Raw genomic sequence first — 21,162 nt, 5'->3', positions numbered from 1 at the left:
GCTACACTGAAATCGTAAGGGTCTGATGAGTATGTGACGGCAAGTGCAGCGAGGTAGGTATGACGACGGCGATGGTGAAACAGGAACTGGCGGTGGCGTCCTTCAGCACGGTGTACGACCTCGAGCAGGTCGAGACGGCGCTGGGCGACCTGAACGAGAGCGCAAGCGACGCACTGCGCTCGACCTACGAGAAGATGCTCAAGACGGGGAATTTGCGTTTCTGCGTGAAGCCGAACCGGATGCCGTCGTTCGACGCACTCGGCGAAGCGTTGCCGAATTTCGGCGAGCCGCTCGATGACGTACGCAAGCAGATCGCGCTGTGTCTCGAAACGGACGACCGGCTCGAACTGATGCCGATCCTGCTGCTCGGGCCGCCCGGGATCGGCAAGACGCATTTCGCGAAGGCGCTCGCGCAGCTGCTCGGCACCGCGTACCACTACGTGCCGATGAGTTCGCTGACGGCGGGCTGGATCCTGTCGGGTGCATCGTCGCAATGGAAGAACGCGAAGCCCGGCAAGGTGTTCGACGCGCTCGTGAACGGCAGCTACGCGAACCCGGTGATCGCGGTCGACGAAATCGACAAGGCCGGCAGCGATGCGCAATACGATCCGCTCGGCGCGCTGTATGCGTTGCTCGAGCACGACACCGCGCGCGCGTTCGTCGACGAATTCGCGGAAGTGCCGATCAACGCGGGCAACGTGATCTGGATCGCGACCGCGAACGACGCGCACGCGATTCCCGAGCCGCTGCTCAACCGGATGAACGTGTACGAGATCGCGCCGCCCGATGCGGCCGGCGCGCGCCGGATCGCGCAGACGATCTACGACGAGATCCGCACGTCGCATGCGTGGGGGCGGCGCTTTCCCGATACGCTCGGCGACGACGCGCTCGACGTGCTGGCCGCGACGCCGCCGCGCACGATGCGCCGCGCGCTGCTGCACGCGTTCGGCGCCGCGCGGCTCGACGGCCGCGACGCGATCGCGCCGGCCGACATCCGCGCCGACGAAGGCGCGGCGAAGCGCCGGCCGATCGGCTTCTGACGCGGCCACGCGCGCACGGCTGCGGCGTGCGCGCGTGGCATTCGTTGCGCGGTCGGCCGCATCGTCGCGCCGCGATGCGCGCGCGTTCGGCAAGCGGGCGAACCGGGACGTACAATTCCCCTCTCTCCCTTCGACGCGCGAGCAGCGCGAAAAGCCATGGAGCAGACGGATTGTGTCGTGATCGGCGCGGGTGTCGTCGGTCTGGCGATCGCGCGCGAACTCGCCGCGCGCGGGCGTGAAACGATCGTGCTCGAGGCGGCCGACGCGATCGGCACGAGCACGAGTTCGCGCAACAGCGAGGTGATTCACGCGGGGCTCTACTATCCGCGCGGGTCGCTGAAGGCGGTGACGTGCGTGCACGGGCGCGACCTGCTGTACGAATTCTGCGACACCCATCACGTGCCGCACCGGCGCACGGGCAAGCTGCTCGTCGCGACGAGCGCCGCGCAGGTGAAGCAGTTGAAGGCGATCGCCGCGCGCGCGGCCGAAAACGGCGTACTCGACCTGCTGCCGCTCACGCGCGCCGAGGCGCAGACGCTCGAGCCCGCGCTCGAATGCGTGGAGGCACTGTTCTCGCCGTCGACGGGCATCGTCGACAGCCACCAGCTGATGCTCGCGCTGCTCGGCGATGCGGAGCGCGACGGCGCCGTGTGCGTGCTGCAATCGCCGGTCGAAGCGATCGACGTGCTGCGCGGCGGGCGCTTCATTGTGCGCACCGGCGGCGCCGCGCCGGCCGAGATCGACGCCACCTGCGTGATCAACAGCGCGGGCCTCGGCGCGCAGGCGCTCGCGCGCCGCACGCGCGGCCTCGATCCGCGCTGGGTGCCGCCGCTCTATCTCGCGCGCGGCAACTATTTCAGCCTGTCGCGCCGAGCGCCGTTCTCGCACCTGATCTATCCGATGCCCGATCGCGCGGGGCTCGGCGTGCACCTGACGCTCGATCTCGGCGGGCAGGCGCGCTTCGGCCCGGACGTCGAGTGGTGCGATTCGTTGCGCTACGAAGTCGATCCGGCGCGCGCGGGCGCGTTCTACGCGTCGATTCGCGCATTCTGGCCGGGCCTGCCCGACGATGCGCTGCAGCCGGCGTACGCGGGCATCCGGCCGAAGGTCGCGGGGCCCGGCGAGCCGCCGGCCGACTTCATCGTGCAGGGCGCCGCGCAGCACGGCGTGCGCGGGCTCGTGAACCTGTTCGGCATCGAGTCGCCGGGGCTCACCGCCGCGCTCGCGCTCGCGCAGCGCGTCGGCGACATGGTGTCGCGCGCGTGACGCACGGCCCGCCGCCGCGCGGGCCGGCCGGATGAGCCCGTGTGAAATCCCTTATCTCCGGCATTTCGGCGCGCACATTTATCCGCTTGGGCGTTATTCTGTCGTACGCCGTCGCCAGAACGGCTTTCAAACCGATAACGTTGGAGCGAGTCCCCCATGAAAACATCCCGTCGGAGTTTCCTGATTACGAGCATTGGCGCCGTGTCCGCGCTGGCGCTGTCGCGCGAAGCGCTGGCCGATGCGCCGATGCTGTCGGAAACCGATCCGACCGCGACGGCGCTCGGCTACAAGGCCGATGCCACGAAGGTCGACAAGACGAAGTACCCGAAATACGCAGCGGGCCAGGATTGCGCGGCCTGCATGCTGTACCAGGGCAAGAAGGGCTCGGCTGCGGGCCCGTGCGGCGCGTTCCCCGGCAAGCAGGTGTCGGCGAAGGGCTGGTGCAGCGCTTTCTCGAAGATGGGTTGAGGCCCGTGCGGCGTCGTGCGATGCCGCATTGTGGCGAAAACCGCAACACGCTCGCTGTCGTTCGATGGCGGGCGTTTTTTATTGCTTGAAAACGGTTCCGCCGCTTTCTACACTCGCTGCACACCAGCGCGCCGCGGCACCGCGCGCGCCGAACCGCCCGACACGGCGTATCCACGAGGACGAGGCACGCATGGCGACGATTGCGAATTCAACGAAAGCGACCCGGCCCGAGCGTGCGCTGAACCGGCGCGCGGTGGTGGCCGCCGTGATCGGCAATGCGCTCGAGTGGTACGACTTCACGGTGTTCGGCTTCATGACGGTCGTGATCGCCGAGCTGTTCTTCCCGACCACCAGCGAATACTCGTCGCTGCTGCTCACCACCGCGACGTTCGGCGTCGCGTTCTTCATGCGCCCGATCGGCGGCATCGTGTTCGGGCTGTACGCGGACCGCGCGGGCCGCAAGGCCGCGCTGTCGCTCGTGATCCTGTTGATGACGGCCGGCATCTTCCTGCTCGCGATCGCGCCGCCCTATGCGGCGATCGGCATCGGCGGGCCGCTCCTGATCGTGCTCGGCCGCCTGCTGCAGGGCTTTTCCGCGGGCGGCGAGTTCGGCAGCGCGACGGCGCTGCTGATCGAAGCCGCGCCGTTCTCGAAACGCGGTTTCTACGGCAGCTGGCAGATGGCGAGCCAGGCGGCCGCGCTGCTGATCGGCGCGCTCGTCGGCGCGGCCGTCACGCGCGGGCTGTCGCACGACGCGCTGCGCAGCTGGGGCTGGCGCGTGCCGTTCATCCTCGGGCTCGTGATCGGCCCGATCGGCTTCTACATCCGCCGCCATCTCGCGGATTCCGAAGCATTCCTGCATGCGCAGCAAAGCGCGCGCCGCGCGACGCTCGGCGAAGTGTTCACGCGCCACCCGCGCGAGGTGCTGTGCGGGCTCGGCTCGGTGATCGCGCTCACGGTGACGATCTACGTGCTGATCAGCTATCTGCCGACCTTCGCGGTGAAGCAACTGAAGCTGCCTTATGCGGAATCGTTCTACGCGGTGATCGTCGGCAACCTGCTGCTGATGGTGCTGTCGCCGGTCGCGGGCGCGTGGTCGGACCGCATCGGCCGAAAAGAGCTGTCGCTGTGGTCGCTCGTGCTGACGCTCGCGCTGATGTATCCGCTGTTCGCGTGGCTCGACGCGGCGCCGAGCATCGGGCGGCTGATCGCGGTACAGGCCGTGCTGTCGGTGACGCTCGCGGGCTACTACGGGCCGTTCGGCGCGATGATCGCCGAACTCTTTCCGGCCAACGTGCGCTCGACCGGGCTGTCGATCGCGTACAACGTCGCGGTGATGCTGTTCGGCGGCTTCGGCCAGTTCATCGTCACGTGGCTGATCAAGGTCACGGGCACGCCGCTCGCGCCGACCTACTACGTGATGGCGGGGCTCGCGCTGTCGATCGTCGCGGTCGCGTTCGTGCCCGCGCGCAGCGCCGATCTCGATGCGCCGGCGTGACGACATGACGATTCGAAGACGGTCATCGAATCGTTTCGCAAAACGCAATGATGTGCTGCGGAACGCGGGGGAAACGGTGCGTCGCCCCCTTCGTGTTCGCACCCGAATTGTTTAGTCGTCGAACGAAACATGCCGCGAAATGAACGGAATCGTCGCTCGCGCGCGTTGTCGCATTTTTTACCCACACTAAAAATCGGCAAAAACCCGGCGGGCATCTAGAAGAGTTTTTTCTCCAGCTTGTTGCCACATCGTTAGCTCAAGTAATATCCGCGTACGCCGGACCCTGGCGGGACCGGTTCCGATCTGGAGACCTGGAGGAAACATGGAATACAACCGTCTGTTGCACACCCTGCGTGTTACCGCCATGGCAGGCGTGGCAGCGGCATCGCTCGGCGTCGCGGGCTCTGCATTCGCACAGATCCCGAACAAAACGCTCGTCTACTGCTCAGAAGGCAGCCCGGCGGGTTTCGATTCCGCGCAATTCACGACCGGCGTCGATTTCACCGCCGCCACGTTCACCGTCTACAACCGCCTCGTCGAATTCGAGCGCGGCGGCACGAAGGTCGAGCCCGGCCTCGCAGAGAAGTGGGACGTGTCGTCCGACGGCAAGGTATACACGTTCCACCTGCGCCATGGCGTGAAGTTCCACACGACCGACTTCTTCAAGCCGACGCGCGAGTTCAACGCGGACGACGTCGTGTTCTCGTTCGAGCGCATGCTCGATCCGAACAACGCGTTCCGCAAGGCGTACCCGGTGTCGTTCCCGTACTTCACCGACATGGGCCTCGACAAGCTGATCACGAAGATCGAGAAGGTCGACCCGTATACCGTGAAGTTCACGCTGGCCGAGCCGAACGCGCCGTTCATCCAGAACATGGCGATGGAATTCGCGTCGATCCTGTCGGCCGAATACGGCGACCAGTTGATGAAGGCCGGCAAGGCCGCCGACATCAACCAGAAGCCGATCGGCACGGGCCCGTTCATCTTCCGCAGCTACACGAAGGACGCGACGATCCGCTTCGATGGCAATCCTGATTACTGGAAGAAGGGCGCGGTGAAGCTGTCGAAGCTGATCTTCTCGATCACGCCGGATCCGGGCGTGCGCGTGCAGAAGATCAAGCGCAACGAATGCCAGGTGATGAGCTATCCGCGCCCGGCCGACATCGCGACGCTGAAGGCCGATCCGAACGTCGACATGCCGTCGCAGGCCGGCTTCAACCTCGGCTACCTCGCGTACAACGTCGAGCACAAGCCGGTCGACAAGCTCGAAGTGCGTCAGGCGCTCGACATGGCGATCAACAAGAAGGCGATCCTCGAATCCGTCTACCAGGGCGCCGGCCAGGCCGCGACCGCGCCGATGCCGCCGACCCAATGGTCGTACGACAAGAACCTGAAGATGGCTGCCTACGACACCGCGAAGGCGAAGGCGCTGCTCGCGAAGGCAGGCTATCCGAACGGTTTCGAGATCACGCTGTGGGCGATGCCGGTGCAGCGCGCGTACAACCCGAACGCCCGCCTGATGGCCGAGATGATCCAGGCCGACTGGGCGAAGATCGGCGTGAAGGCGAAGATCGTCACGTACGAGTGGGGCGAGTACATCAAGCGCGCGCACGGCGGCGAGCAGGACACGATGCTGATCGGCTGGACCGGCGACAACGGCGATCCGGACAACTGGCTCGGCACGCTGCTCGGCTGCGAGGCGATCAAGGGCAACAACTTCTCGCACTGGTGCTACAAGCCGTTCGACGACCTGGTCCAGAAGGGCCGCACGACGACGGGCCAGGACGCGCGCACGAAGCTCTACACGCAGGCGCAGCAGATCTTCGCGCAACAACTGCCGTTCTCGCCGATCGCGAACTCGACGGTCTATCAGCCGGTGCGCAAGAACGTGGTCGACATGCGTATCGAACCGCTCGGCTATGCCCGCTTCGACGGGGTTAGCGTGAAGTAACACGCCTGTCGTAAGCTGTCGCGAAGACCGGCTAACTCATCCGGCGGCGGGAGGCCAAAAGCTTCCCGTCGCCGGTCGCACATTTCCCACAAGAAAATACGAGACGCATCATGTTCAGATTCGTGTTGCGCCGCGTGGGGATGGTGATCCCGACCTTCATCGGCATCACCATCCTGGCGTTTGCGCTGATTCACCTGATACCGGGCGACCCCATCGAAGTGATGATGGGCGAGCGCGGCGTCGATCCCGCGATGCACGCAGAGGCGATGAAACGCCTCGGGCTCGACGAGCCGCTGCCGCTGCAGTACCTCCACTACGTCGGCCGGGCGCTGCACGGCGACCTCGGCACGTCGATCATCACCAACACGAGCGTCGCGGGCGAATTCTTCGCGCGCTTCCCGGCGACCGTCGAACTGTCGCTGTGCGCGCTCGTGTTCGCGCTCGTCGTCGGCCTGCCGGCCGGCGTGATCGCCGCGCTGCGGCGCGGCTCGGTCATCGACCACGGCGTGATGGGCACCGCGCTCACCGGCTACTCGATGCCGATCTTCTGGTGGGGGCTGATCCTCATCATGGTGTTTTCGTCGTACCTCGGCTGGACGCCCGTGTCGGGCCGCATCGCCGTCGAATACGACTTTCCGCATCCGACGGGCTTCATGCTGATCGACGCGCTGCTCGCGCCCGACGAAGGCTCGTTCAAGTCGGCGGTGAGCCACCTGATCCTGCCCGCGATCGTGCTCGGCACGATCCCGCTCGCGGTGATCGCGCGGATGACGCGCTCGTCGATGCTCGAAGTGCTGCGCGAGGACTACATCCGCACTGCCCGCGCGAAAGGGCTGTCGCCCGTGCGCGTGGTCGTCGTGCATGCACTGCGCAATGCGCTGATCCCGGTCGTCACCGTGATCGGCCTGCAGATCGGCACGCTGCTTGCGGGCGCCGTGCTGACCGAGACGCTCTTTTCGTGGCCCGGCATCGGCAAGTGGCTGATCGACGCGATCGGCCGCCGCGACTATCCGGTCGTCCAGGGCGGCATCCTGCTGATCGCGACGCTCGTGATCGTCGTGAACCTGGTCGTCGACCTGCTGTACGGCGTGCTGAATCCGCGCATCCGCCACACGAGGTAATTCCATGAGCAATCTGCAAAACACCCTGCCGAGCGAATCCGCGCCGGCCGGCGGCCGTGCGCTCGCGCTGCGCGAGTTCTGGGCCAACTTCTCGCGCAACCGCGGCGCCGTCGGCGCGGGCATCGTCGTGATCGTGCTGATCGTCGTCGCACTGTTCGCGCCGCTGATCGCGCCGCACAGCCCGGTCGAGCAATACCGCGACTACGTGAAGATTCCGCCCGCGTGGCTCGCCGGCGGCAACTGGCAATTCATCCTCGGCACCGACGAAGCGGGCCGCGACATTCTTTCGCGGCTGATGTTCGGCGCGCGGATGTCGTTCTGGATCGGCTTCGTGTCGGTCGTGCTCGCGCTGATCCCCGGCATCGTGCTCGGCCTGATCGCCGCGTTCTTCCAGAAGTGGGCCGACACGCCGGTGATGCGCATCATGGACGTGCTGCTCGCGCTGCCGTCGCTGCTGCTCGCGGTCGCGGTCGTCGCGATCATCGGCCCGGGCCTCACCAACACGATGTTCGCGATCGCGATCGTCGCGCTGCCGGCCTACGTGCGCCTCACGCGCGCGTCGGCGCTCGGCGAGCTGCAGAAGGAATACGTGACCGCGTCGCGCGTGGCCGGCGCCGGCACGCTGCGCCTGATGTTCTCGCAGGTGCTGCCGAACTGCACGGCGCCGCTGATCGTGCAGGCGACGCTCGGCTTCTCGTCGGCGATCCTCGACGCGGCCGCGCTCGGCTTCCTCGGCCTCGGCGTGCAGCCGCCGACCGCCGAGTGGGGCGCGATGCTCGCGTCCGCGCGCGACTACATCGACAACGCGTGGTGGATCGTGACGATGCCCGGGCTGTCGATCCTGATTTCGGTGCTCGCGATCAACCTGCTCGGCGACGGGCTGCGCGACGCGCTCGATCCCAAACTGAAGCGGATGGCGTGATATGAAACGACCCCCACACTCTCTTCGTTCGTTGCCCCCCAAGGGGGCGGTCATCCTCCTTGGGGCGGCCCGGCGGAGGACGACATGACCCAAAATCTACTGACTATCCGCAATCTCGCGGTGAACTTCAACGGCCTGCCCGCGGTCGACCGGATCAACCTGTCGGTCGCGCCGGGCGAGGTGGTGGGCGTCGTCGGCGAATCGGGCTCGGGCAAGAGCGTGACGATGATGGCGCTGATGGGCCTGATCGACGCGCCCGGCAAGGTGACGGCCGACGAGGTCACGTTCGACGGCGTCGACCTGCTGAAGGCGTCGCCGAAGGCGCGCCGCAAGATCGTCGGCAAGGACATCGCGATGGTGTTCCAGGACGCGCTGACAAGCCTGAATCCGAGCTACACGGTCGGCTACCAGATCAAGGAAGTGCTGAAGCTGCACGAAGGCCTGCGCGGCGACGCGCTGCACCGGCGCGCGCTCGAACTGCTCGACCAGGTCGGCATTCCCGATGCGAAGAACCGCATCGCGTCGTTCCCGCACCAGATGTCGGGCGGGATGAACCAGCGCGTGATGATCGCGATGGCCGTCGCGTGCAACCCGAAGCTCCTGATCGCCGACGAGCCGACCACCGCGCTCGACGTGACGATCCAGGCGCAGATCATGGATCTGCTCGTGAAGCTGCAGAAGGAGCGCGGGATGGCGCTCGTGCTGATCTCGCACGATCTGGCGGTGGTATCCGAGGTCGCGCATCGCGTCGCGGTGATGTACGCGGGCGAGGTCATCGAGACCAACCGCGTGCCCGACATCTTCCGCGCGCCGCATCATCCGTACACCGAAGCGCTGCTCGCGGCGATTCCCGAGCACAATCGGGGGGCGCGTCGCCTTGCCGCATTGCCGGGCATGGTGCCGGGCCGCGATGATCGCCCGTCCGGGTGCCTCTTCGCGCCGCGCTGCAAGTACGTCGTCGACGATTGCCGCAAGGCGCGGCCGGCGCTCGACACGCTGGTGCCGGGCAACGATGCGATGCGCGCGCGCTGCATCAAGCCGCTCAATGTTTCCAACCTCGACCTGACGGGAGGCGCACGATGAATGCAGTCCAGGATACGCGCCACGTGTCGCACGACGAGGACGTCCTGGTGGCCGACGGCCTCGCGAAGCACTATTCCGTGAAGCGCGGGATGTTCGGGCAGGGCACGGTGAAGGCGCTGAACGGCGTGTCGTTCTCGCTGAAGCGCGGCAAGACGCTCGCCGTCGTCGGCGAGTCGGGCTGCGGGAAGTCGACGCTCGCGCGCCAGCTCACGATGATCGAGACGCCCACGTCGGGCAGTCTGACGATCGACGGCAAGAACGTGGCCGGCGCGAGCCGCGACACGGTCGCCGACCTGCGTCGCCGCGTGCAGATGGTGTTCCAGAACCCGTTCGCGTCGCTCAACCCGCGCAAGACCGTCGAGCAGACGCTCGCCGAGCCGCTCGAGATCAACGCGAACCTGACGGCCGCCGAGCGCGCCGCGCGCATCGCGCAGATCATGCGCACGGTCGGCCTGCGGCCCGAGCACGCGAAGCGCTATCCGCACATGTTCTCCGGCGGCCAGCGCCAGCGGGTCGCGATCGCGCGCGCGATGATCCTCGATCCGCGCATCGTCGTCGCCGACGAGCCGGTGTCCGCGCTCGACGTGTCGATCCAGGCGCAGATCCTGAACCTGTTCATGGATCTGCAGGAGCAGTTCAAGACGAGCTACGTGTTCATCTCGCACAACCTGTCGGTGGTCGAGCACGTCGCGGACGACGTGATGGTGATGTACTTCGGCAGCGTCGCCGAGCTCGGCGACAAGGCGACGATCTACGCACGGCCGCGCCATCCGTACACGCAGGCGCTGATGTCGGCGACGCCGGCGATCTTCGAGGAAGACCGCCGCGTGCAGATCAAGCTGCAGGGCGAGCTGCCGTCGCCGCTCAATCCGCCGTCGGGCTGCTCGTTTCACCAGCGCTGCCCGTACGCGGTCGAGCGGTGCCGCGTCGAGGAGCCGCAATTGCGTGAAGTGGACGGCCGGCGCGTGGCCTGCCATCGCGCCGAGGAGGTCGGGGAGGAGAATGCCTGAAGCGTTGGCGGCGCGCGTGTCCGGCGTGCGCCGTGCGGGGGCAGGCGGCGCGCGCGCAATGCGCGCATACCGCTACGCGCGGCGCTGGAGCGTGCGCACCGTCACGGGCGCGGCGCTGGCCGGCGCGTGCGTGGCGGCCAGCGTCGTGGTGCCCGTCGAGCCGGCGCGCGCCGAAGGGCGTGCGCCGGCGACTTCGCCGATTCATCCGTCGCAGGTTCCGCCGCCCGGCATGAGCCTGCCGGGCTTCCATGCGCCGGCCGGATCGGACGGCACGGTGTCGCGCGGCACCGTGCGCGTGCAGCCGGCGCGCATGCCGTTCTACGTCGCGACCAAGGGCAAGGTCACGCTCTACGTGCTCGGCACGCTGCACACGGGCGATCCGTCCGATTACCCGAGCGCGCAGCCGTTCCGGCCGCGCATCCTCGCGGCGCTCGCCGCGTCGCCGACGCTCGCGCTCGAACTGTCGCCCGACGACCTGCTCGAATCGCAGGACGACGTGTCGAAATACGGCGTGTGTCGCTACCCGTGCCTGCAGCGCCTGCTGCCCGAGCCGCTGTGGCAGCGGCTCGCGGCGCGCCTGCGCGGCAATCCGGCCGCGCTCGCCGAGATCCGCAAGATGCGGCCGTGGCTCGCGGCGCTCGTCGTCGAGACCTACGATTCGCTGTCGGCGGGCCTGCAGACCGAATACGGCACCGAGGCGCAACTGCAGAACGTGTTCCTGAAGAAGAAGGGCGGCCGCGTGATCGGACTCGAGACGCTCGCCGAACAGATGCGCGCGTTCACCGGGCTGACGCTCGCCGAGCAGCGCGAGATGCTCGCGCAGGACATGGTGCAGACGCCCGCGCAGAACGCCGACGACATCAAGGCGCTGCACCGGCTGTGGCGAATTGGCGACGCCGATGCGATCTCCGCATGGGCCGTCGCGAAGAGCGAGCGGCTCGCGCATTCGAAGGCGTTGTCGGCGTCGCTCGACAACAAGATCGTGTACGAACGCAACCGGCGCTTCGTTGCACGGATGACGGCAATCGCCGCGCCGAACCGGCCGCTGTTCGTCGCGATCGGCGCGCTGCATCTGGGTGGCCCGCGGGGCGTGCTCGAATTGTTGCGCCAGCAAGGATACCGGGTCGACGCGAACTGATCGGGCCCGCCTGCCCGCATCGATCTTCCCCTGTTTGATCGACGTCGCACGCACGGCGCGCAGCGCCTGCGCGGTGGCGTCGCTCGATAAGGAAAACCCTTGAATCGTCGGAAAATAGCGTTTAAAACGATTGACATCCCGTTCGGCCGATATCTATTCTTCACCCCACAAGTTGAAAAAATGAAAAGAATAGATAAGTTCTACGGGGTAGCAGAAATAAAGCGCGGGGTGAGCGTCGCCGGCACATGAAGCATGTGCCGGCCGCGGAGAGTCTGCATGCACGGCGGGGCCAATCGTCGTCGAAAACACATGCATGCAGGCCGACTTGCACATAAGCGACGTTCCGCCGTCTGACCGGGGAAGGCAGTGATCGGGCGGCGGCGGACGTTTTTTAATCCGGAATATTTTTCCGGTCACCGTCGAAAGACGGTTTCGGGGGGCGAATCGACAGACGGCGAAGCCGCAGCGATTGCGCCAACGGAAAAGCGCCACGAGGGCGCTTTTTTCTTTGGTGCGACGAAAACGCGCGACACGCGGGCCATGCGCCGGATGCTTCGTTACGCGCCTTCGTCGGCCTGCAGCGCGCCGGGCGCCACGACGTCGACGCCGGCCGCCTCGAGCGCCGCGCGAATCCTTTTCGCGAACGCCAGCGCATGCGGCCCGTCGCCATGCAGGCAGACGGTCTGCGCATTGAGCGGCACCCATTCGCCGCTCAATGCGCGCACCTGCCGGTTGCGCACCATGTCGAGCGTGCGCGCGAGCACCGCATCTTCATCGTCGATCAACGCGCCGGGCAGGCTGCGCGGCACCAGCGAGCCGTCCGCGCGATAGCCGCGATCGGCGAACACTTCCTCCACCGCCGCGAGCCCTGCATGTCGCGCGGCCGCGATGAACACGCTGTTCGCGAGCCCGAACACCGCGAGCGACGGATCGAAGTCGTGGATCGCAGATACCACCGCGTCGGCGATCATCGGATCGCGTGCGGCCTGGTTGTACAGCGCGCCGTGCGGTTTCACGTGCGCGATGCGCCCGCCCTCTGCCTGCGCGATCGCAGACAGCGCGCCGAGCTGGTACAGCACGCCCGCGTAGATGTCGCCGGCCGGCAACTGCATTTCCTTGCGGCCGAAATTCTCCGGATCGTGAAAGCTCGGATGCGCGCCGATCGACACGCCTTTCTGCACGGCCCAGCGCACGCAGTCGCGCATCGCATTCGCGCCGCCCGCATGCCATCCGCATGCGATGTTCGCCGACGTGACGAGGTCGAGCAGCGCCTCGTCCGATCCGCATCCTTCGCCGAGATCGGCATTCAGATCGATTTCCATAACGTTCCTCGTCCACTGATTGCGTGGCGCGTCCTCCGTGCCGCTTCCGTCATTGTCACGCCGCGCGCGTTTGGGCGGCGCGGCGCGCTTCCTCGCGCATCTCGATCGCGACGTCGATCTGCCGCAAGTACGCCCGTTCCGCGACGAGGGCGGCGCGTGCGGCGTCGAGCGTCGTGCGCACGAAGCGGATCGGCAGGTTGAGCCGCGCCTGCGCGAGCTTCCACAGGTCGGCGCGGATCACCGTGCCGATCTTCGGGTAGCCGCCGGTGGTCTGGGCGTCGTGCATCAGCACGATCGGCTGGCCGTTCGGCGGCACCTGGATCGTGCCGGGCAGCACCGCGTGCGACAGCAGCTCGACCGGGCGCTCGCGCACGAGCTCGGCGCCGGCGAGCCGATAGCCCATCCGGTTGCTGTTCGCGGTGACGAGCCATTCCTCGTCCCAGAACGCCTGCTGCGAATCGGCCGCGAACGACGCGTAGTCGGGGCCCGGCAGCACGCGCACGGGCATCGCCCACGGCGCGTGCGCGGGGCGGTGACGGCGCGGCGGCTCGTCGACGCGCACGAACGCGCACCACGCCGGCGCCTTCACGCCGAATTCGGGCGCATCGGCCGCGAGGCAACCCGCGCCGGCCGGCGGCACGCCGACCGGGAGCCGGTCGCCGTCGCGCAGCGCGCGGCCGCCGAGGCCGCCGAAGCGCGACGCGAGATCGGTGCTGCGCGAGCCGAGCATCGGCAGCACGTCGATGCCGCCCGCGATGCACAGGTAGCCGCGCATGCCGCGTTTCGCGGCCGGCAGCACGAGCGTCTGCCCGGCGCGGACCGGCAGGCTCCACCATGAGTACACGGGCTTGCCGTCGAGCGTCGCGCCGAATTCGGTGCCGGCGATCGCGATGCGCGTCGCGCGCGTGAAGCGGAACGTGGCGGGGCCGATCGTGATTTCGACGGCCGCCGCGTCGGGGCGGTTGCCGACGAGCCGGTTGCCGACCTCGAGCGCGAGGCCGTCGAGCGCGCCGCCTTGCGCGACGCCGAGATGGCGCGTGCCGCGGCGCCCGAGATCCTGCACGGTCGACAGCGGGCCGGCCCGCACGACCTCGATGGTGCCCGGTGCGTGGCTCTGGGTCATCGTGGGTCGACTCCCGCAACGGTGAAGCGTACGCGGTCGCCGGGCAGCAGCAGCGTCGGCTGCGGCCGCGCCGGATCGAACAGCGACTGCGACGTGCGGCCGATCAGTTGCCAGCCGCCGGGCGACGTGGCCGGGTAGATGCCGGTTTGCGCGCCGCCGATGCCGACCGAGCCGGCCGGCACCTCCAGGCGCGGCGCCGCGCGGCGCGGCGTGTGCAGCGACGCGTCGAGGCCGCCGAGATACGCGAAGCCCGGCTGGAATCCGACGAAGAACACGACGTAGGTGCCGGCCGCGTGGCGCGCGACGACCTCGTCGGCCGACAGGCCCGTGTGGGCGGCGACGGCGGCCAGGTCGGGGCCGGCGGCCCCGCCGTACTCGACCGGGATCTCGACCTCTTGGCCGTCCGCGTGCTCGACGTCGGCCGTCTCCCACGCGTCGCGCAGCGCGGGCGTGAGCGAGTCGGCCGTCGCGGCGAGCGCGTCGAACACGATGGTCAGGTTGTTCATGCCCGGGACGACGTCGATCACGTCGGGCCACGCGCGCGCGGCCTCGGCCACGGCCCAGACGCGGCGCTGGCAATCGAGCGTGGCGGGCGGCGGCACCTCGCAGACGAGGGCGGCATCGCCGAGCGGATAAATGCGGGGTTGCGTCATCGGACTGGCACGGTTCGGACGGCAATGTTAGCGCACATTGTCGACAAAATATCGACAACTTATCAATAAGCGTTTTTGCCTAGCCCGAAGGCCGGGGCTTCTGGCGTACACTCGGGCACATCCTGTCATCCGGCTTGCGCCGCCTTTCCATGAAGCGTCCTGCGACCAAGATCGTGTCATCCGAACACCTCGTTTCCGATTCGAGCGCGGAGCTGTCGGAGCTCGAATACGGGCTCATCATGGCCGGCAACGCGTTCAACCGCTGGATGGTGCGCTGCATGTCGGCGGCGGGGGCGAAGGACATGACGGCGGTCGAGGTCTCGCTGCTGCATCACGTCAGCCATCGCGAACGCAAGAAGAAGCTCGCCGACATCTGCTTCGTGCTCAATATCGAGGATACGCACGTCGCGACCTATGCGCTGAAAAAACTGATCGCCCGCGGCTACGTGAAGAGCGAGAAAAGCGGCAAGGAAGTGTTCTTCTTCGCGACCGACGCGGGCCGCGACCTGTGCCTGAAGTACCGCGAGGTTCGCGAGCACTGCCTGATCGAGACGCTGAAGGACAGCGGCCTCACCAACGAGCAGATCGGCGACGCGGCGCAGTTGCTGCGCCACGCATCGGGCCTCTACGACACGGCCGCGCGCGCGGCGGCATCGCTGTAAGCGCTGGCGGAAACGCTCGGGCGCGACGACGCGCCCTCGGGCCGGCGGCGACGATCGCGGCGCCGTGCGCGGCATTATCCGGCGGCCGGGTAAAGCGCCCCGTCGGTGACGATCCAGCGCAGCGCGAGATCGTGCGCTTCGGCCGGCAGCGCATCGACGCGGCACGCTTCGTACGCGATGCCGACCGTCACGGGCAGCGTGTCGCCCGGCCATGCGGCGAGCGTGCGGTCGTAGTAGCCGCCGCCGTAGCCGAGCCGGTAGCGCTGCGGATCGAATCCCACGCAGGGAATCAGCAAAAGATCGGGCACGACGACGATTCCCGACGCCGGTTCGGGAATCCGGTGATGGCCTTCGCGCATCGGCGTGTGCGTGTCCCACGCGTGGAACGCGAGCGGCGTGTGACGCTCGCCGATCACCGGCAACGCGGCGCACCGGCCGGCACCCGCCGCGCACCATGCGAGCACCGCGTCGCGCGCATCGAATTCGCCCGGCAGCGGCCAGTAGAACCCGACCGTGCGCGGCGCCAGACGGTCGAGCAGCGTGCGCAGCCGCGCGTCGAGCGCGGCGTTCGCGGCGGGCTGCGACGCGGCGTCGCGACGGGCGCCGGACAGCGTTTTGCGCAGCGCAACCTTCGGGTTCGGCACAGGGTTGCGTGCTATGCTTTCGCTCACTTCGTGCTCCATTCATAACGATGTCGAACAGCCTTTTTCGAGTATATCGCGCGGTCGCGCTGATGCTTTCGGCCGGCGCGCTCGTCGCGGGCACGGCCGCGTGCGCCGCACCGAACGACGACACGCTCCCCGGGGATGACCAGATCTTCGTGCAGCTTCGCGAAGCCGCACGCCGCAACGACGCCGCGAAGGCCGCGCAGCTCGCGTCGATGATCCCGAACTATCCGGTTCCGTCCTACGTCGAGTATTTCCAGATCAAGCCGCAGCTGTTCGATTCGACGGGCCGCGCGCGCGTCGATGCGCCGGATGCGCCCGTGCAGTCGTTCCTGCAGCGCTACGATGGCCAGGCGATCGCCGATCGCCTGCGCAACGACTACCTGCTCGTGCTCGGCGCGCGCCACGACTGGCGCAATTTCGACGACCAGTACAAGCGCTTCGTGCTCGACGACGACACGCAGGTCAAGTGCTATGCGCTCGAATCGCGCGCGGCGCGCAACGAGAACGTCGCCGACGCGGCGCGCGCGCTGCTCGTCGAGCCGAAGAACTACGGCGACGCGTGCGTCGACCTGATCACCGCGCTCGCCGTCAACCAGCAGTTCACGAGCGACGACGTGTGGCAGCAGGCGCGCCTCGCGTACGAGCAGAACTACACGACGCTCGGCGGCAAGATCGTCGATGCGCTCGGCCCGCGCCCGGCCGGTTTCGACCAGGCGACGAGCGCGCCGCCGCTGTATCTCGCGCGCGGCGTCGGCCCCGATGCCGCGTCGCATCAGCTCGCGCTGATCGCGCTCGGCCGCATGGCGCGCAACGATCCGGACGCCGCCGCCGGGATGCTGACGACGGTCGCGCCTTTGCTGACCAAGCAGGAACAGGCGATCGCGTGGGGCGCGATCGGCTACCAGGGCGCGATCAAGCGCTCGCCGATGGCGTCGGTCTGGTATGCGAAATCGGCGAGCGCGCCGCTGTCGAACCCGGGCTACGAATGGCGCACGCGCGCCGCGCTGCTCGCCGGCAACTGGCCGATGGTGCGCTGGTCGATCGAGCAGATGCCGCCGTCGCTGCGCAACGATCCGGCGTGGATCTACTGGCATGCGCGCGCGCTCAAGCAGAGCGGCGACACGCTGCAGGCGAACCAGGAATTCGAGCAGGTCGCCGGCCAGTTCAACTTCTACGGGCAGTTGGCCGGCGAAGAGCTCGGCCAGCGCACGACGATCCCGCCGCGCACGAAGGTGAGCGACGCCGAGATCGATGCGATGGGCAAGATCCCGGGCTTCGCGCTCGCGCAGCGTTTCTACGCACTGAACCTGCGCCTCGAAGGCAATCGCGAATGGAACTGGCCGCTGCGCGGGATGACCGATCGCCAGCTGCTCGCGGCCGCCGAATACGGCAAGCGCGTCGAGCTGCTCGACCGCACGGTCAACACGGCCGACCGCACGAAGGCCGAGCACGACTTCACGCTGCGCTATCCGTCGCCGTACCGCACGACCGTCGAGCGCTACGCGCAGTCGACGGGCCTCGACGTCGAGTGGGCGTACGGGCTGATCCGCCAGGAATCGCGCTTCATCATCAGTGCGCGTTCGTCGGTGGGCGCGGGCGGCCTGATGCAGCTGATGCCGGCGACGGCGCAGATGGTCGCGAAGAAGCTCGGCATGGGCACGATCTCGCGTGCGCAGATGCACGACATCGACACCAACATCCAGCTCGGCACCTGGTATCTGGCGGACATCTACAACAACTTCGACAGCTCGCCGGTGCTCGCCACCGCCGGCTACAACGCGGGCCCCGGCCGGCCGCGCCAGTGGCGCCAGGTGTTGACGCAGCCGGTCGAAGGCGCGATCTTCGCGGAGACGATTCCGTTCAACGAGACGCGCGACTACGTGAAGAACGTGCTGTCGAACACCGTCTATTACGCGGCGCTCTTCGAGGGCAAACCGCAGTCGTTGAAGAAACGTCTAGGCATGATCTCGCCCTGATATACGAACTGCCGCGCGAGACGCGGCAGTGTTTAAGGGGCTGTTCACGCTAATAACGGGCTTGCGAACGAGGCTGGCCGGCTGCAGTGCAAGAAGCAAGGAGCGCCGTTTGGCCGAGCCAAACAAGCGACGCGCGACGCCGCAATGCGGCCGGCCAGCCTCGTTCCCCTGACCGGAAAAAATCATGAATGGGGCTGGCCGTCAGAAGGGCCGATCGCTGCGTCATGCTCCTTGCGAATACGTCGAGTATTCGCTGCGTCGCAATCCTTGCGCTCGGCCCTTCTGGTGGCCAGCGCAAGCCCGTTATTAGCGTGAACCGCCCCTTAGAGGTCCCGAACATGGATCGCCAGACCGTCGCGCTGCTGGGTGGCACCGGCTTCATCGGCAGCCGGCTCGTCAATGCGCTGATCGACGCCGGCAAGCACGTGCGGATCGGCACGCGGCGGCGCGACCACGCGCGCCACCTGCAGATGCTGCCGGTCGACATTGTCGAACTCGACGCGCTCGATACGCGCACGCTCGCGCGCTTCGTCGCCGGCGCGCACGCGGCGATCAACCTGATCGGCGTGCTGCACGGCGGCCGCGGCACGCCGTACGGGCCGGGCTTCGAGCGTGCGCACGTCGCGCTGCCGGCCGCGCTGGCCGCGGCATGCGTCGAGGTCGGCGTGCGGCGCGTGCTGCACATGAGCGCGCTCGGCGCCGATTCGCACGGCGCGAGCATGTACCAGCGCTCGAAGGGCGACGGCGAAGCCGCGTTGCATGCGGTCGCGGCCACCGATTCGCTCGCGCTGACGATCTTCCGTCCGTCGGTCGTGTTCGGCCCGGGCGACGCATTCCTCAACACGTTCGCGAAGCTGCAGCGCATGGCGCCCGTGCTGCCGCTCGCGATGCCCGACGCGCGCTTCCAGCCGGTGTTCGTCGGCGACGTCGTACGCGCGTTCGTCAACACGCTCGATCTCGCGGCCGCGCGCGGCAAGACTTACGAACTCGGTGGCCCGACCGTCTACACGCTCGAGCAACTGGTGCGCTATTGCGGCACACTGGTCGGCCGCCAGGCACGCATCGTGCGGCTGCCCGACGCGCTTGCGCGGCTGCAGGCGAGCGTGTTCGAATGCCTGCCCGGCGAGCCGGTGCTCACGCGCGACAATCTCGCGACGATGTCGGTGCCCAATGTGCTGTCGGGGCCGCTCGCGCCGGAACTCGGGATCTCGCCCGCGAGTCTGGAAAGCATTGCGCCCGCGTATCTCGGCGAAGCGACCGGGCGCTCGCGGTTCGACTGGTTCCGCTCGCGTCGCTAGCATCCGCACGGGGCGTCGCGGGTCGACCCTTTTCTTTTTTTACGTTTTTCGGAACCCCATCATGAAGCTCGTCATCGGAGACAAGAACTACTCGTCGTGGTCGATGCGGCCGTGGCTGCTGCTCGCGCATTTCGGCATCCCGTTCGACGAGATCGTGGTCGAACTGCGCCGCGACGACTCGGCCGCGCGCATCCGCGAATACTCGCCGACCGGCAAGGTGCCGTGTCTGGTCGACGATCACGGCATGGCGATCTGGGATTCGCTCGCGATCGCCGAGACGCTCGCCGAGCGCTATCCGCAATTCCCGATGTGGCCGGCCGACCCGCTCGCGCGTGCGCATGCACGCTGCGTATCCGCCGAGATGCATTCGGGTTTCGCGGCGCTGCGCACGCAGATGGGTATGAACATCCGCGCGTCGATGCCGGGGCGCGGCGCGACGCCCGAGGCGCTCGCCGACGTCGCGCGCATCGACGCGCTGTGGAGCGAATGCATCGAGGCATCGGGCGGCCCGTTCCTGTTCGGCGAATTCGGGATCGCCGATGCGATGTATGCGCCCGTCGTGATGCGCTTCAACACGTATGCGCCGGCGCTGTCGCCGGAAGCGGCCGGCTATGCGGCGCGCGTGACGGCGCTGCCGGCGGTGCAGCGCTGGATCGACGCCGCGCGCCGCGAAACCAACGTGATCGCCGACTACGAACCTCAGCCATGAACATCTACGCAGTAGGCGGAGCGATCCGCGACGAATTGCTCGGCGTGCCGGTGCAGGACCGCGACTACGTGGTGGTCGGCGCGACGCCCGAGCAGATGACCGCGCAGGGCTTCCGGCCGGTCGGCAAGGATTTCCCGGTGTTCCTGCATCCGCAGACGCAGGAGGAATACGCGCTGGCGCGTACCGAGCGCAAGACGGCGGCCGGCTATCACGGCTTCCAGTTCCATTACGCGCCGGACGTGACGCTCGACGAGGATCTCGCGCGGCGCGATCTGACGATCAACGCGATGGCGCGCGAAGTGAGCCCGGAGGGCGCGCTGGTCGGCCCGGTGATCGATCCGTTCGACGGGCAGGCCGACCTGCGCGCGCGCGTGTTCCGGCACGTGAGCGACGCGTTCGTCGAGGATCCGGTGCGGATCCTGCGCATTGCGCGCTTCGCCGCGCGGTTCGCGGATTTCACGGTCGCAAACGAAACGCTCGCGCTGATGCGGCGGATGGTCGACGCGGGCGAGGTCGATGCGCTCGTGCCCGAGCGCGTGTGGCAGGAAATCGCGCGCGGGCTGATGGAGGCGAAGCCGTCGCGGATGTTCGCGGTGCTGCGCGACTGCGGCGCGCTCGCGCGCATCCTGCCCGAGGTGAACGCGCTGTGGGGCGTGCCGCAGCGCGCCGATTACCACCCGGAAGTCGATACCGGTGTGCACGTGATGATGGTCGTCGACTACGCGGCGAAGCAGGGCTATTCGCTGGCGGTGCGGTTCGCGGCGCTCACGCACGACCTCGGCAAGGGGACGACGCCCGCGGACGTGCTGCCGCGCCACGTCGGCCACGAAAGCCGCAGCGTCGAGCTGCTCAAGCCGTTGTGCGAGCGGCTGCGTGTGCCGAACGAATGCCGCGATCTCGCGCTGGTGGTCGCGCGCGAGCACGGCAACCTGCATCGCGTGATGGAGATGGGCGCGGCCGCGCTGGTGCGGCTCTTCGAGCGCAGCGACGCGCTGCGCAAGCCGGCGCGCTTCGCCGAGCTGCTGCAGGCCTGCGAAGCGGATGCGCGCGGCCGGCTCGGGCTCGATGCGCAGCCGTATCCGCAGGCCGAGCGGCTGCGCGTCGCGCTCGCGGCGGCGCGTAGCGTCGACGCCGGCGCGATCGCGCGCGGCATCGGCGCCGACACGGAGAAGATCAAGGAAGCCGTGCATCGCGCGCGGATCCAGGCCGTCGCGCAGGCGCTCGCGATCGGCGACGAGTAGAGAGGAACAGCGC

General features: G+C 68.0%; 19 protein-coding genes. 15 read left to right on the top strand and 4 right to left on the bottom strand.

Going from position 1 to position 21,162, the window contains the following annotated elements:
• Positions 1-59 precede the first annotated feature (59 nt).
• The 10 genes from WS89_RS11420 (at position 60) to WS89_RS11375 (ending at position 11,497) form a co-directional block, all read left to right on the top strand.
• On the top strand, positions 60-1,040 hold the full coding sequence (locus WS89_RS11420; protein WP_034208632.1) for an AAA family ATPase: 981 nt from the start codon (positions 60-62) through the stop codon (positions 1,038-1,040).
• 156 nt (positions 1,041-1,196) lie between these two features.
• The gene (locus tag WS89_RS11415) at positions 1,197-2,306 is read left to right on the top strand and encodes an NAD(P)/FAD-dependent oxidoreductase (RefSeq protein ID WP_059791026.1); all 1,110 of its coding nucleotides are present in this window, start codon (positions 1,197-1,199) and stop codon (positions 2,304-2,306) included.
• 156 nt (positions 2,307-2,462) lie between these two features.
• A complete protein-coding gene (locus WS89_RS11410; RefSeq protein WP_059500616.1) occupies positions 2,463-2,774 on the top strand; it encodes a high-potential iron-sulfur protein in 312 nt (103 codons plus the stop codon).
• A 190-nt stretch (positions 2,775-2,964) separates the two neighbouring features.
• Positions 2,965-4,272 (top strand): MFS transporter, encoded by a 1,308-nt coding sequence (locus WS89_RS11405; protein WP_059791024.1) that lies wholly within the window; start codon positions 2,965-2,967, stop codon positions 4,270-4,272.
• 322 nt (positions 4,273-4,594) lie between these two features.
• Positions 4,595-6,223, top strand: a complete 1,629-nt coding sequence (locus tag WS89_RS11400; RefSeq protein ID WP_059500617.1) for an ABC transporter substrate-binding protein — start codon at positions 4,595-4,597, stop codon at positions 6,221-6,223.
• A gap of 110 nt (positions 6,224-6,333) precedes the next feature.
• Positions 6,334-7,344, top strand: a complete 1,011-nt coding sequence (locus WS89_RS11395) for an ABC transporter permease subunit (protein ID WP_059500618.1) — start codon at positions 6,334-6,336, stop codon at positions 7,342-7,344.
• 4 nt (positions 7,345-7,348) lie between these two features.
• Positions 7,349-8,266: an ABC transporter permease subunit gene (locus WS89_RS11390; protein ID WP_059500619.1), complete on the top strand. Its 918-nt coding sequence runs from the start codon at positions 7,349-7,351 to the stop codon at positions 8,264-8,266.
• An 84-nt stretch (positions 8,267-8,350) separates the two neighbouring features.
• On the top strand, positions 8,351-9,349 hold the full coding sequence (locus WS89_RS11385) for an ABC transporter ATP-binding protein (protein ID WP_059500620.1): 999 nt from the start codon (positions 8,351-8,353) through the stop codon (positions 9,347-9,349).
• Positions 9,346-10,359: a peptide ABC transporter ATP-binding protein gene (locus WS89_RS11380; protein WP_059500621.1), complete on the top strand. Its 1,014-nt coding sequence runs from the start codon at positions 9,346-9,348 to the stop codon at positions 10,357-10,359. The genes WS89_RS11385 and WS89_RS11380 overlap by 4 nt, the downstream gene beginning before the upstream one ends.
• Complete coding sequence (locus WS89_RS11375) at positions 10,352-11,497, top strand: TraB/GumN family protein (RefSeq protein WP_059500622.1); 1,146 nt, start codon at positions 10,352-10,354, stop codon at positions 11,495-11,497. Before WS89_RS11380 ends, WS89_RS11375 begins: the two co-directional genes overlap by 8 nt.
• A 557-nt stretch (positions 11,498-12,054) precedes the next feature.
• Here WS89_RS11375 and pxpA read toward each other — a convergent pair.
• Genes pxpA through pxpB form a run of 3 tightly spaced genes read right to left on the bottom strand, consistent with a single transcriptional unit; the run spans position 12,055 to position 14,595 of the window.
• Positions 12,055-12,819, bottom strand: a complete 765-nt coding sequence (pxpA, locus tag WS89_RS11370) for a 5-oxoprolinase subunit PxpA (protein ID WP_059791022.1) — start codon at positions 12,817-12,819, stop codon at positions 12,055-12,057.
• Between the two features lie 55 nt (positions 12,820-12,874).
• Positions 12,875-13,942: a biotin-dependent carboxyltransferase family protein gene (locus WS89_RS11365; RefSeq protein WP_059500624.1), complete on the bottom strand. Its 1,068-nt coding sequence runs from the start codon at positions 13,940-13,942 to the stop codon at positions 12,875-12,877.
• A complete protein-coding gene (gene pxpB / locus WS89_RS11360) occupies positions 13,939-14,595 on the bottom strand; it encodes a 5-oxoprolinase subunit PxpB (protein ID WP_059791018.1) in 657 nt (218 codons plus the stop codon). The genes WS89_RS11365 and pxpB overlap by 4 nt, the downstream gene beginning before the upstream one ends.
• A 149-nt stretch (positions 14,596-14,744) precedes the next feature.
• On the opposite strand from pxpB, the gene WS89_RS11355 reads away from it, so the two are divergent.
• The gene (locus WS89_RS11355; protein WP_011546427.1) at positions 14,745-15,257 is read left to right on the top strand and encodes a winged helix DNA-binding protein; all 513 of its coding nucleotides are present in this window, start codon (positions 14,745-14,747) and stop codon (positions 15,255-15,257) included.
• Between the two features lie 74 nt (positions 15,258-15,331).
• Here WS89_RS11355 and WS89_RS11350 read toward each other — a convergent pair whose 3' ends face one another.
• Positions 15,332-15,940: a 5-formyltetrahydrofolate cyclo-ligase gene (locus WS89_RS11350; RefSeq protein WP_059500626.1), complete on the bottom strand. Its 609-nt coding sequence runs from the start codon at positions 15,938-15,940 to the stop codon at positions 15,332-15,334.
• Between the two features lie 8 nt (positions 15,941-15,948).
• On the opposite strand from WS89_RS11350, the gene WS89_RS11345 reads away from it, so the two are divergent.
• From WS89_RS11345 to WS89_RS11330, 4 genes are all read left to right on the top strand, one after another.
• On the top strand, positions 15,949-17,901 hold the full coding sequence (locus WS89_RS11345) for a lytic transglycosylase domain-containing protein (RefSeq protein WP_059791016.1): 1,953 nt from the start codon (positions 15,949-15,951) through the stop codon (positions 17,899-17,901).
• A 338-nt stretch (positions 17,902-18,239) separates the two neighbouring features.
• On the top strand, positions 18,240-19,199 hold the full coding sequence (locus tag WS89_RS11340; protein WP_059791014.1) for a complex I NDUFA9 subunit family protein: 960 nt from the start codon (positions 18,240-18,242) through the stop codon (positions 19,197-19,199).
• Positions 19,200-19,260: 61 nt separating this feature from the next.
• Complete coding sequence (locus WS89_RS11335; protein WP_059791012.1) at positions 19,261-19,908, top strand: glutathione S-transferase family protein; 648 nt, start codon at positions 19,261-19,263, stop codon at positions 19,906-19,908.
• The gene (locus WS89_RS11330; RefSeq protein WP_059500630.1) at positions 19,905-21,149 is read left to right on the top strand and encodes a multifunctional CCA addition/repair protein; all 1,245 of its coding nucleotides are present in this window, start codon (positions 19,905-19,907) and stop codon (positions 21,147-21,149) included. The genes WS89_RS11335 and WS89_RS11330 overlap by 4 nt, the downstream gene beginning before the upstream one ends.
• Positions 21,150-21,162: the final 13 nt, after the last annotated feature.

Origin of the sequence: Burkholderia sp. MSMB1072 (assembly GCF_001524725.1) — a bacterium.
Lineage (GTDB): Bacteria > Pseudomonadota > Gammaproteobacteria > Burkholderiales > Burkholderiaceae > Burkholderia.
The sequence above is the reverse complement of the archived record's forward strand: the minus strand, read 5'-3'. Positions and strand labels throughout refer to the sequence as shown.

Coding starts and splice junctions, on each gene's coding strand:
- WS89_RS11365 (WP_059500624.1), bottom strand. CDS start 13,942: ATGACCCAGAGCCACGCACCGGGCACCATCGAGGTCGTGCGGGCCGGC.
- WS89_RS11340 (WP_059791014.1), top strand. CDS start 18,240: ATGGATCGCCAGACCGTCGCGCTGCTGGGTGGCACCGGCTTCATCGGC.
- pxpB (WP_059791018.1), bottom strand. CDS start 14,595: ATGACGCAACCCCGCATTTATCCGCTCGGCGATGCCGCCCTCGTCTGC.
- WS89_RS11375 (WP_059500622.1), top strand. CDS start 10,352: ATGCCTGAAGCGTTGGCGGCGCGCGTGTCCGGCGTGCGCCGTGCGGGG.
- WS89_RS11420 (WP_034208632.1), top strand. CDS start 60: ATGACGACGGCGATGGTGAAACAGGAACTGGCGGTGGCGTCCTTCAGC.
- WS89_RS11350 (WP_059500626.1), bottom strand. CDS start 15,940: ATGGAGCACGAAGTGAGCGAAAGCATAGCACGCAACCCTGTGCCGAAC.
- WS89_RS11330 (WP_059500630.1), top strand. CDS start 19,905: ATGAACATCTACGCAGTAGGCGGAGCGATCCGCGACGAATTGCTCGGC.
- WS89_RS11345 (WP_059791016.1), top strand. CDS start 15,949: ATGTCGAACAGCCTTTTTCGAGTATATCGCGCGGTCGCGCTGATGCTT.
- WS89_RS11355 (WP_011546427.1), top strand. CDS start 14,745: ATGAAGCGTCCTGCGACCAAGATCGTGTCATCCGAACACCTCGTTTCC.
- WS89_RS11400 (WP_059500617.1), top strand. CDS start 4,595: ATGGAATACAACCGTCTGTTGCACACCCTGCGTGTTACCGCCATGGCA.
- WS89_RS11395 (WP_059500618.1), top strand. CDS start 6,334: ATGTTCAGATTCGTGTTGCGCCGCGTGGGGATGGTGATCCCGACCTTC.
- WS89_RS11385 (WP_059500620.1), top strand. CDS start 8,351: ATGACCCAAAATCTACTGACTATCCGCAATCTCGCGGTGAACTTCAAC.
- pxpA (WP_059791022.1), bottom strand. CDS start 12,819: ATGGAAATCGATCTGAATGCCGATCTCGGCGAAGGATGCGGATCGGAC.
- WS89_RS11405 (WP_059791024.1), top strand. CDS start 2,965: ATGGCGACGATTGCGAATTCAACGAAAGCGACCCGGCCCGAGCGTGCG.
- WS89_RS11380 (WP_059500621.1), top strand. CDS start 9,346: ATGAATGCAGTCCAGGATACGCGCCACGTGTCGCACGACGAGGACGTC.
- WS89_RS11390 (WP_059500619.1), top strand. CDS start 7,349: ATGAGCAATCTGCAAAACACCCTGCCGAGCGAATCCGCGCCGGCCGGC.
- WS89_RS11335 (WP_059791012.1), top strand. CDS start 19,261: ATGAAGCTCGTCATCGGAGACAAGAACTACTCGTCGTGGTCGATGCGG.
- WS89_RS11410 (WP_059500616.1), top strand. CDS start 2,463: ATGAAAACATCCCGTCGGAGTTTCCTGATTACGAGCATTGGCGCCGTG.
- WS89_RS11415 (WP_059791026.1), top strand. CDS start 1,197: ATGGAGCAGACGGATTGTGTCGTGATCGGCGCGGGTGTCGTCGGTCTG.